This is a genomic window from Bradyrhizobium tropiciagri, from assembly GCF_001189845.1.
GTDB classification, from domain to species: domain Bacteria; phylum Pseudomonadota; class Alphaproteobacteria; order Rhizobiales; family Xanthobacteraceae; genus Bradyrhizobium; species Bradyrhizobium tropiciagri.
Genome location: NZ_LFLZ01000090.1, coordinates 21852 through 32553 on the forward strand (window position 1 = coordinate 21852; position 10702 = coordinate 32553).

Here is a 10702-nt window from a genome sequence, read left to right on the forward strand (position 1 = left end):
GAGCGCCGGGGCAGATCAGCAAATCGCCATCCCTGACGCCTTGTCGAACAGATGCGTTCGCTCGAGGTCGAGCGCAACGTCGATGAATTGATCCGGCTCGGCGGCGACGCCGACCGGCATTTGCGCCGTGAACGCGAATGCGCCGACGGTTCCGATCACCAGCGTGTGCGGCCCGAGCGGCTCCACGTCCTTCACAAATATGCGGATGGAGGAGCCCGCGGGCGCGCCTTCGCGCAACACATGATCGGGCCGCACGCCGAGCACCACGGGCTTGCCGACGCTGCCCGCATAGGCCGCCTCACGCGACTTCGGCACGCGCAACGCCGTGCCCGACGGCTCGGTGAAGGTGAGCGCGCCGTCGCGGGCTGTGATCTCGCCATGGATGAAGTTCATGCTGGGCGCGCCCATGAAGCCCGCGACGAAGAGATTGCTGGGCTTCTCGTAGATCGTGATCGGATCGGCCGCCTGCTCGATCCGGCCCTTGTTCATCACCACGACGCGGTCGGCCATCGTCATGGCTTCGACCTGATCATGCGTGACATAGACGATCGTCTTGGCGAGACGGCGGTGCAGCGCCTTGATCTCGGTCCGCATCTCGATGCGCAGCTTGGCGTCGAGATTGGACAATGGCTCGTCGAACAGGAAAACGTCCGGGCTGCGCACGATGGCGCGGCCGATCGCGACGCGCTGGCGCTGTCCGCCGGAAAGCTGCTTGGGCCGGCGCTGCAAATACTGCTCGAGGTCAAGCACGCGCGCCACGTCGTTCACGGCCTTGTCGATGCTGGCGCGCTGCTCGCCGCGCACCTTCATGCCGTAGCCGATGTTCTCGGCGACCGTCATGTGCGGATAGAGCGCGTAGTTCTGGAACACCATCGCACAGTTGCGCAGGCCCGGGCGCAACTGCGTCACGTCGCGGTTGCCGATGCGGACGGTTCCGCTGGTGACGGCCTCCAGCCCCGCGATCATGCGCAACGTCGTGGTCTTGCCGCAGCCGGACGGGCCGACCAGCACGACAAACTCCTCGTCGGCCACTTTGAGGTCGAGCCCTTCGATGATCTTGTAGGGCCCGTATGCCTTGCTGACGTTCTCGATCTCGACGTGCGCCATGGAATCCTTTTCCGTCCCTTCGTCGACGGCTGGTCAAAATCCCGGATGACGCGCGCGCATCATCCGGGATGTCTCGGTTGAAGGCTAGTTCTTCGGCGGCAGGCCCATCGCCGCGCGATAGGCCGCGAGCTGCTTGGCCCGACCGAACTCGTCGGTCAGACGATTCCACTCCTTCGCCATCGCGTCGAGCGCCGCCTGCGGCGTGGTCTGGCCGGCCAGCGCCTTGCCGAGCTCGATCTCCACGACCTCGGTATAGGAGAAATAGCCGGGCAGACGCATGTCGAGCGCGACGTTCTTGGCGTTGATGGAGTCCGATTGCGCGCCGAGATATTCCTTGGCCTCTTCCGGCGAGAAGATCTTGCTCCAGAGTTGCAGATTGGCGGTGTGCGATTTGCGATAGGGATTGACGCCGCTGCCGCCGGTGATCGCCGCCTGCCCCGACACCTCGGGGCTCGTCAACGTCTTGACGAAGTCCCACGCCGCCTTCTGGTTCTTGCCGGCCTTCGGCACCGCGATCTGCCAACCGCCGAACGCCATGAACGGGCCCGGCAGCACGCTCGGGAACTTGTCCCACTTCTTGGTCTTCGCGTTCCAGATCTCGTCTGAACCTGGCAGCATCGCCGAGCCGACCTTGCCCGAGATCTTCGACTGCTTCGGGTCGGCGGCGATGACGCCGGTGTCGCCCCAGCCGATCGATTCCGCGACCTGGCCGCCGGCGACCGCCGCGTTGACCTCGCCGAACGAGAAGTTCAGCGCGTTGGGCGGCCCGAGCTTCGATGCGCGGATGTATTCCTCGAGCCCCTTCACCCAGCCCGGGTTGTTGATCTGCGCGTCCATGGTCTCGGGGTCGAAGAACATCGCACCCGGATAGTTCGGATTGTTGGCGTAAGCCGCCGCGTGGCTGAAGAAGAACCAGAACTGCTGGCCGCCGCGACGGAAGGCTTCCGCGGTTCCCCACAGGCCCTTGTCCGGCCGCTGGAAGAACTCCGCAATGTCGAGATACTGCTTCCAGGTCTTCGGCGGCGCGAGGTCGTAGCCGTACTTGGCCTTGAACGCGTCCTTCTCCTTGGGATCGCTGAACAGGTCGGTGCGATACGTATAAGTATGGACGTCGCCGTCCATCGATTGCGAGTAGATCTTGCCTTCCCACACCATCAGGCGTTCGCGATAGGCCGGCTCGATATCGTCCCAGTCCTTGCCGGACTGCATCTCCTTCGGCATCTCGCTGAGATAGGGCACGAAGTCCGGCAGCCAGGCCGGCGCGAAGCTGACGAGGTCGAACGTCGCGTCCGACGCCGTCAGCGATGTCGCGATCTTCGGATAGAGCTCGGACCAGGGAAACTCGACGACATTGACCTTGCCGCAGGTCTTCTTGGCCCATTCGTCGGCGCCGAGCTTGAGCGCGGACGCGATATACGGTCCGGTCTGCGACGCCACCGTCAGGGTGACGCCGGTGTAATCCGGACTACAGGCAGCGTTCGCCTGGCCCGCGGCGCAGGCCATCGCGAGCGAGGTGGTCAGCATCAGGAACGTCCGTCGCAACATCGTTTAGTCCTCCCTACAAGGTTTTTGCTATTTGATGGCCCCGAGCAGCAGGCCCGACCGCATCATCCGGCTGAGCAGGCCCGCCATGATCATCATGGGAACGATGGCGACCAGCGCCGCAGCCGATATCGCCCACCATTCGTCGCCGCGCTGGCTGTTCTGTCCCGCCACCAGGATGGGCAGCGTCTGCCATCTGGAATTGGTCAGGAACAGCGCGAACAGAAACTCGTTCCAGACGAAGGCCAGCGTGATCATGAACGTCGCCAGCAGCCCGTTCATCGACATCGGCACCACGATGCCGATGAAGATGCGCCAGCTCGGCACGTTGTCGACCATCGCGGCTTCCTCGACCTCGATCGGGATAGCTTCGAAGAAGTCTCGCATCAGCCAGACCACGATCGGCAGCGAGAAGGCGACGTAGCACAGCGTCAGGCCGACATAGCTGTCGATGAGCTGGAAACCCAGCCGGCCGATCTCGCTGTAGAGCAGATACAGCGCGAAGGCCGTGACGATCGGCGGAAACATGCGCTGGCTCACGAACCAGAACAGGATGTCTTCATTGCCGAGGATCGGCCCGGGCAACGGCAGGCGATTGGCGACGACGGCTGCGATCAGCGCGATCGGAAAGGCGAGCAGAAGTGCCTGCGAGCGGGTAAATCCGAACGTCGCGTTGAACAGCAGATAGCCGCCGAGCGCGAGCAGGAAGAACACGAGGCCTGCGCCAAGCCTGACCTTGAATTCGAACCGCACCAGCGCATAGGCCGCCATCGCGCCGATCGCCGTCGCAATCGCCGCCGCGGACAGGCCGACGATCGTCGAGTTCAGGAAGGTGCGGAAGAACTCGCCGCGGATCCCCTGATAGAGGTCGATGAAGGGCTGCAGGGTCGGCGTGAAGTCGATGAACGGCAGATAGGTCGGCCCGCCGACGACGCCCGGCGGCGTCTTGAACGCCGTCACGACCACCCAATAGAGCGGAAACACCGTGATCAGGCACCAGGCGAGAACGCCAACCGCGACCAGCCGGCGGCTCCATTGCGGCAGTCCGGTCAAGCCCTGCCCGCTCATCGGCGCTTCTCCAGATGCGGCCGCAGCAGCGCCAGATAGGTGACGCCGATGATCGTGATCGCGATCAGGAACAGGAAGCTGAGCGCCGACGTGTAGCCGAGATTGAACTTCTTGAAGCCTTCCTGATAGGCGAACAGCGTCAGCGTCTCGGTGTCGACCCCCGGCCCGCCGCCCGTCATCACGAACACCGTGTCCATGATCTTGTAGCTCTCGATCAGGCGGATGAAGACGACCGCGGCCGAGATCGGCAGCATCATCGGAAAGGTGATCCCCCAGAACTGCTGCCAGGCGCTGGCATTCTCGAGCTCGGCGGCCTCGTAAACATCTTCGGGAAGCGTTTGCAGGCCGGCCAGCATCATCAGGATGACGAACGGCGTCCATTGCCAGACCTCGACCGCGATGATGCAGGCGAGTGCCCAATGTCCATTGGTGAGGAAAGGCAGATTGACCAGACCGAACTTCGACAGGAACTGGTTGAGCGGCCCCATGGTCGGGTTGAACATCATGCGCGCCACCAGCGCGACCGCCACCGGCGCCAGCAGCATCGGCAGCAGCAGGGCGACGCGAAACAGCCGCTCGCCCGGCACGCGCGCGTTCAGCGCCAGCGCAACGCCGAACCCGATCGCGTATTGCAGCCCAACGGCGATGAAGGCGATCAGCGTCGTCGTGAAGAGCGCACTCCAGAACCGCGGCTCCTGCAGCAGCGTCGCATAATTGCCGAGCCAGACCACCCGCGGCGGGATCGGCGGAATCAGGCGATAGCTGAGGAAGCTCGTGGTCAGCGAATAGATCAGCGGAAAGATCGAGATCGCCAGCACGACGAGCACCGCCGGCCAGATGAAGACATGCTTGATCGGATCATTCCGCATCATCGCAGCATCATCCCTTCAGCAGCGCTTCGATCTCGGCACGCTGCGGCATCGCGGGCGCGGTTCCGGGACGCGTGACGGAAATTCCGGCCGTGGCCGAACCGAAGCGCGCAGCCTCGAGCGGATCGGCTCCGTCCGCGAGCGCCGCGGCGAAGCCGCCGACGAACGCATCACCCGCGCCGGTGGTTTCGACCACCCTGCCGGCGGCAAACGGCGGCACGTGCAGCGAGCGATCCCGCGCATGGAACAGCGCGCCGCGCTCGCCGAGCGTGATCAGCGCCGTGCCTGCGCCTTTCGCCAACAGCGCATCGCCGGCGCGTCGGGCGCCGGCGAGATCTCCGACCGCGATCCCGGTCAGCGCCTCGGCCTCGGTCTCGTTCGGGACGACATAATCGCAGAGCGCAAACAGGCCAGCATCGAACTTGATCGCCGGCGCCGGATTGAACACCGTGACGCTGCCGGCGGCGCGCGCGATCTCGAGCCCTCTGAATGCCGCATCGACCGGCTGCTCGAGCTGCGTCACGAACACGCTGGAGTCACGGATGGCGTCCGCGACGGTGTCGACATCGGCCGGGCTGATGCCGCCCGCCGCGCCCGGCACCACGATGATCGCGTTGTCGCCCCGCGTCTCGTGGACGTAGATGAAAGCCGCACCGGTCGGCGCGTCCGCCGTCCTCGCCACACGCGGCCGGATTCCCTCGGCCTCCCAGGTCTTGACCGCAAGCTCGCCGAAGGCGTCGCTGCCGATCCGCGAGATGAAGCTCACGCTGGCACCGGCCCGCGCCGCCGCGACAGCCTGATTGGATCCCTTGCCGCCGGGTCCCATGGCAAATCCCGATCCGGCGATGGTCTCGCCGATCGCCGGCATGTTGCCGGCGCGGAACGCGAGGTCAACGACGAAGACGCCGAGGACGGCGACGCCATTCTTGCTCATGTCGTCACTCCCCGTCCGGCGCGATGACGCCCTTGCTGAACAGGAAGCAGCCGTAGAAGCGGCGCTCGCCGGTCGCGATCACGCAATAGGCCGTCTTGGCCTTCTCGTAGAACGCATGGCGCTCGACGCCGACCAGCGGCCAGGATCGTCCCTCGGCGTGATCGATCGCGGCCTGCACCTCGCGCTGCACGGCAGGCACCTCCTGCGGCTGGCCCACGATCTCCATGCGGCTCGCGGCATCGTCGACGAAGGTATCGAGCGGCATCACCGAGAGCACGGCTTCGACCGCCTTGGCGGCGCTCACATTGTCGATGCGCAGCAACTTGCCAAGCGCGGTCTGGCGCGCGATCGAGTCGGCCGGAAAATTCGTGTCGCACACCACCAGGCGATCACCGTGCCCCATCGCCCGCAGGGCATAGAGCACGTCGGCATTGAGCAGCGGATTGATGCCCTTGAGCATGTTGCGTCCCTCCCTCGTCTTCAAAATCGCCGGACTCTGACGGTCCGGGTCCCCACCGGTATCACCGCAAGATGACGCCGCTAGCTTCTAGTTTTGACACGTTTTCTGCACGCGAACTGGTGCCCACTTCGCTCGAAAACGCTCTAGTCGCCATACGGAATCCAGATGTTCTTCACCTGCACGGCATGGCGCAGCAGAATCGGACCCTCGCTCGCGGCCTTGTCGTACCAGTCGAGCGCGAGGCCATGATCGACCAGCGTCCGCTTGAGGTTGCCGATCGACAGCCGCTCGGCGGCCGCCGACGCATCCTGCGATCCGAACGCCCAGAGCGCGTCGACATCGTCGTGCTCGGCAAGCACCTTGACCAGTTCGCCGCTATCGCCGGTGACGATGTTGACGACGCCGCCCGGCACATCAGACGTCTCGAGCACCTGGTAGAAATCGGTCGCAGCGAGCGGATGCCGCTCGCTCGGCACGGCGACCACCCGATTGCCTATCGCAACCAGCGGCGCGACCAGGCTGATGAAGGCGAGCAGCGGCGCTTCGTCCGGACAGGCGACACCGACCACGCCGATCGGCTCGTGCATCGCGAGCGCCACGCCGCGCAGCGGCGGCGTGTGAACGGATCCCTCGAATTTATCGGCCCAGGCGCCATAGCTGAACAGCCGCTCGATGCTCGCATCGACTTCCGTACGCGCCTTTGCCGACGACACGCCGGTCATGTCGGCGATGCGCCGGACGAACTCGTCGCTGCGCGCGGAGAGATTTTCGGCAAGGTAGTAGAGAATCTGGGCGCGATTATGCGCCGTCGCTCGCGCCCACGATTCGGCTGAGCGCGCCGCGGCCACCGCATTACGGATGTCCTTGCGATTGCCCTCGCCGGCTTCGCCGAGGCGCCGGCCCTTCGGCGACAGCACCGCGCGCGAATAATTGCCGTCGGGGCGGACCTGCTTGCCGCCGACGAACAGTTTTGCTGTTCGATCGATCGGCGGCACGTCGAATCCTGCGCTGGCGCCGGACGCAATCGGCAGCGGCGAAGCCTTGGGCCGCGCCTTGCGCCCACTCCAGCCTTCGGCTTCAGATATTCAACCATGCCTTCGCGGCCGCCCTCGCGGCCGAAGCCGGACTCGCGATAGCCGCCGAAACCGACGCTGGCGTCGAACAGATTGGTGGCGTTGACCCAGACCACGCCGGCCAGCAGCTTCGGCGCGATGTCGAGCGCGAGACCAATCGTCTCGCTCCACACGCTGGCGGCAAGGCCGTAGCGCGTGTTGTTGGCGAGCATGACAGCCTCGTCGGGCGTGCGGAACGTCATCGCAACCAGGACCGGGCCGAAGATCTCCTCAGTCGCAACGGTCGAGGACGGATGCACGTTCCAGAGCAGGGTCGGCGGATAGAAACATCCCTCCGCGGGCATCGCGCCGGGCGTTTGATATTTCTCGGCGCCTTCCTTCACCCCGGTCTCGACCAGCGTCTTGATCCGCTCGAGCTGCACTGGGGCTACCACCGCGCCCATGTCGATCGCCTTGTCGAGCGGCATGCCGACGCGAAGCGTCGACATGCGGCGGATCAGGCGCCTGCGGAAGGTCTCCGCAATCCCCTCCTGCAACAGCAGCCGCGATCCGGCGCAACAGACCTGCCCCTGGTTGAACCAGATCGCATCGACCACGCCTTCCACCGCGCCGTCGATGTCGGCGTCATCGAACACGATGAACGGCGACTTGCCGCCGAGTTCGAGCGTCAGCGATTTGCCGGTGCCTGCCGTCGTCTGACGGATCAGTCGCCCGACCTCGGTCGATCCGGTGAAGGCGATCTTGTCGACGCCGGGATTTTCGACCAGCAACGCGCCGGTCGCGCCATCGCCGGTGACGACGTTCAGCACGCCCGGCGGCAGGCCGGCCTCGGCCGAGAGTTCGGCGAACAGCAGCGCAGTGAGCGAGGTGAATTCCGCCGGCTTCAGCACCACCGTGTTGCCCGCGGCGAGCGCGGGCGCGATCTTCCAGGCCAGCATCAGCAGCGGGAAATTCCACGGGATGATCTGCCCGATCACGCCGATCGGCACCTGATCGGCGAATTCCCGCTCCTGCAACTGCGCCCAGCCGGCGTGATAGTAGAAATGGCGCGCGGCAAGCGGCACGTCGAGATCGCGGGTTTCGCGGATCGGCTTGCCGTTGTCGATCGCCTCCAGCACGGCGAACAGCCGGGCGTGACGCTGCAGCATGCGCGCCAGTGCGTAGAGATGACGCGCCCGGCCATGACCGCCAAGCTTTGCCCACGCAACCTGCGCGGTGCGCGCGGCGTTGACCGCGGCCTCGACGTCGGCAGCCGCGCCCTGCGCGATGCGCGCCAGCGCCTTGCCGGTGGCGGGCTCGATCGTGGTGAGGTGCTTGCCCGCATGCGGCGCGGTGAACTTGCCGGCGATGAAATGCCCGAACGTGGCGCCGTGCCGCGCCAGCCAGGCGCGCGCTTCGCCGTCCGCCTCGGGCGCGGGGCCGTACTCCATGGTCTCGAAATAATTTGCGACGCTCATCGCTGGAGTCTCATCCCACGGGGTGGCGGTTGAAAGCCGAATAGTGGCCGGTCACGTGATGCTCGAGCTGCCGCTCGATATCGGCAAGCAGGCTGGAGGCGCCGATGCGGAACAGATCCGGCTCGAGCCAGTCGCGTCCCAGCTCCTCTTTCATCAGGAACTGATAGTTGAGCACGTCCTTTGCCGTCGAGATCCCGCCGGCCGGCTTGAAGCCGATCTTGAAGCCGGTGCGCTCCTGGTAGATCCGGATCATCCGCAGCATCGCCAGCGTCACCGGCAGCGTGGCGTTGACGCCTTCCTTGCCGGTCGAGGTCTTGATGAAGTCGGCACCGGCCATCATGCAGACCATCGATGCCTTGGCGACGTTGCGCAACGTCTTGAGGTCGCCGGTCGCCAGGATCGTCTTCAGATGCGCGTTGTCGCAGACGGCGCGGAAATCCTGGACCTCGGCGTAAAGCGCTCGCCAGTCGCCGGTCAGCACATGCTCGCGCGTGATAACGATGTCGATCTCCTTCGCGCCGTCGCGCACCGACGCCTCGATCTCCTTCAACTTCAGTTCGTGAGGGATCAGCCCCGCCGGGAATCCGGTCGAGACCGCAGCGACCGGAATGCCGGATCCAGCGAGCGCTTCGACGGCCGTGCCGACGAACCGATGGTAGACACAGACCGCGCCGGTATGCAGCTCGCGCCCGGCAAAGCCGAGCGGTTCGAGAAGGTCGCCGCGCACGGGCGCCTTGGCCTTGGCGCAGAGGCGCTTCACCCGTTCGGTCGTATCGTCGCCGTTGAGCGTCGTCAGGTCGATGCAGGTGATCGCCTTGAGCAGCCACGCCGCCTGCGCGTCCTTCTTGACCGTACGACGGCCCGGCAGGCTCGCGACCCGCCGTTCGGCGGCCGACAGATTGATCCTGATTTCGTCGACCCAATCCATATCCAGCGCGCGGCCGCTGTTGCGCGCGAGCTGGTGCGGATCCCCGCCCGCCGGGGAAGCCGGCAGCGCGGTCAATGCGGACGGATTCTGGATGAAGACGCTCTGCGTCATGGAAGCGCCGTGCGGTTCTAGCGAATCGGCGAGATCGCCAGATAGACTGAATGTGCCGATCGCAACATGTGATCCTCCCCTGACCTTGCCGCTGGGTTTGCCACCTGCCGAGGAGCGACATCGCCCCGACGCGAGATGAGCCAGCAGACCGGATGTTATTATTGTAACAAATCGACGTTGATAAACTCACAACATTGTAAGATCATTGTCAATCGGATAAGCAAGCTCGGCGATCAAAATGGCTGAAACCCCGAACGCACGACCAAGCGAGACACGCGTCCAGCGCCTGCAGAGGCTGCGCCGCGCCGTTGAATCGAGTGGCGCGCTGCACCTGAAGGACGCCGCCGAGCTCCTCAAGGTCTCCGAAATGACGGTGCGGCGTGACCTTGCCGGTCCGGAGGCCGCCCTCGCCTTGCTCGGCGGCTACGTCGTCAATGCGGCATCGCCGACCGGGATCAAATACACGTTCGAGCAGGAGATCGACCAGCACACCCAGGACAAGCGTCTTGCCTGCCGGGCCGCGGCCGCCTCGATCAAGGAAGGCGATACGATCTTCATCGATTGCGGCACCACGATGCAATCGCTGGCGGACTGCCTGCCCGACGATCTGCCGCTCTCGGTGATCTGCTATTCGATGAACGTGGCGTCGATCGTGACGCACCGGCCCGGCACGCAGGTGATGCTGATGGGCGGGCTCTATCATCCCTCGTCGCAATCGTTCGCGTCGGATGACGGCTTGTCCTATCTGCGCAGGCTCGGGATCAACAAGGCCTTCATCTCCGCCGGCGGCGTGCACTGGACCCGCGGCGCGAGCTGCTCGAATTTTCACGAAGTCGCCGTCAAGCAGGCCGTCATCGAAACCGCGATGGAGAGCATCCTGGTGATCGACGCGAGCAAGCTCGGCAGCCTCAAGTCGGCATTCTTCTCCGACATCGGCGCATTCTCGCGGATCATCGTCGGCGGCGCGCCGTCATCGGACATGCGCAAGCACTTCCGCAGCCTTCCCGTCGAATATGTGACCAGCGCTACCTAACGTGATGCGATAGGTTGAACCGGATCGAGGTTCACCTCTCCCTTGGGAGAGGTCGCGCGTAGCGCCGGGTGAGGGGTTGCGGTCCCTCGTTAGAGCTGCGCGCCCTCACCCGGCGCTACG

At 65.1% G+C, this 10702-nt stretch carries 8 protein-coding genes and 1 pseudogene; 1 reads left to right on the forward strand and 8 read right to left on the reverse strand.

What is annotated here, in order from left to right; genetic code table 11:
* Positions 1–15: 15 nt before the first annotated feature.
* The 8 genes and pseudogenes from AKN84_RS39485 to deoC form a co-directional block, all read right to left on the reverse strand.
* On the reverse strand, positions 16–1107 hold the full coding sequence (locus AKN84_RS39485; protein ID WP_050425777.1) for an ABC transporter ATP-binding protein: 1092 nt from the start codon (positions 1105–1107) through the stop codon (positions 16–18).
* An 84-nt stretch (positions 1108–1191) separates the two neighbouring features.
* Entirely contained in the window at positions 1192–2652 is a 1461-nt protein-coding gene (locus AKN84_RS39490; RefSeq protein ID WP_050425778.1) for an extracellular solute-binding protein, read from the reverse strand.
* A 27-nt stretch (positions 2653–2679) separates the two neighbouring features.
* Complete coding sequence (locus AKN84_RS39495) at positions 2680–3717, reverse strand: carbohydrate ABC transporter permease (RefSeq protein ID WP_050425779.1); 1038 nt, start codon at positions 3715–3717, stop codon at positions 2680–2682.
* Complete coding sequence (locus AKN84_RS39500; protein ID WP_021076112.1) at positions 3714–4589, reverse strand: carbohydrate ABC transporter permease; 876 nt, start codon at positions 4587–4589, stop codon at positions 3714–3716. Before AKN84_RS39500 ends, AKN84_RS39495 begins: the two co-directional genes overlap by 4 nt.
* Before the next feature lie 7 nt (positions 4590–4596).
* Positions 4597–5520, reverse strand: coding sequence for a ribokinase (locus AKN84_RS39505; protein ID WP_050425780.1), 924 nt, complete (start codon positions 5518–5520; stop codon positions 4597–4599).
* Positions 5521–5524: 4 nt separating this feature from the next.
* Positions 5525–5980: an RbsD/FucU family protein gene (locus AKN84_RS39510; RefSeq protein ID WP_050425781.1), complete on the reverse strand. Its 456-nt coding sequence runs from the start codon at positions 5978–5980 to the stop codon at positions 5525–5527.
* Between the two features lie 143 nt (positions 5981–6123).
* Positions 6124–8510, reverse strand: a pseudogene (locus AKN84_RS39515) (aldehyde dehydrogenase family protein).
* 10 nt (positions 8511–8520) lie between these two features.
* Entirely contained in the window at positions 8521–9438 is a 918-nt protein-coding gene (gene deoC, locus AKN84_RS39520) for a deoxyribose-phosphate aldolase (protein ID WP_244485735.1), read from the reverse strand.
* 349 nt (positions 9439–9787) lie between these two features.
* On the opposite strand from deoC, the gene AKN84_RS39525 reads away from it, so the two are divergent.
* Positions 9788–10582 carry a DeoR/GlpR family DNA-binding transcription regulator gene (locus AKN84_RS39525; protein ID WP_050425783.1) on the forward strand — a complete coding sequence of 265 codons (795 nt, stop codon included), beginning with the start codon at positions 9788–9790 and terminating at the stop codon, positions 10580–10582.
* Positions 10583–10702 lie beyond the last annotated feature (120 nt).

What these genes read in the sequence shown, in the direction of transcription:
- AKN84_RS39485 (WP_050425777.1), bottom strand. Translation starts at nt 1,107, where the DNA reads ATGGCGCACGTCGAGATCGAGAACGTCAGCAAGGCATACGGGCCCTAC.
- AKN84_RS39490 (WP_050425778.1), bottom strand. Translation starts at nt 2,652, where the DNA reads ATGTTGCGACGGACGTTCCTGATGCTGACCACCTCGCTCGCGATGGCC.
- AKN84_RS39495 (WP_050425779.1), bottom strand. Translation starts at nt 3,717, where the DNA reads ATGAGCGGGCAGGGCTTGACCGGACTGCCGCAATGGAGCCGCCGGCTG.
- AKN84_RS39500 (WP_021076112.1), bottom strand. Translation starts at nt 4,589, where the DNA reads ATGATGCGGAATGATCCGATCAAGCATGTCTTCATCTGGCCGGCGGTG.
- AKN84_RS39505 (WP_050425780.1), bottom strand. Translation starts at nt 5,520, where the DNA reads ATGAGCAAGAATGGCGTCGCCGTCCTCGGCGTCTTCGTCGTTGACCTC.
- AKN84_RS39510 (WP_050425781.1), bottom strand. Translation starts at nt 5,980, where the DNA reads ATGCTCAAGGGCATCAATCCGCTGCTCAATGCCGACGTGCTCTATGCC.
- deoC (WP_244485735.1), bottom strand. Translation starts at nt 9,438, where the DNA reads ATGGATTGGGTCGACGAAATCAGGATCAATCTGTCGGCCGCCGAACGG.
- AKN84_RS39525 (WP_050425783.1), top strand. Translation starts at nt 9,788, where the DNA reads ATGGCTGAAACCCCGAACGCACGACCAAGCGAGACACGCGTCCAGCGC.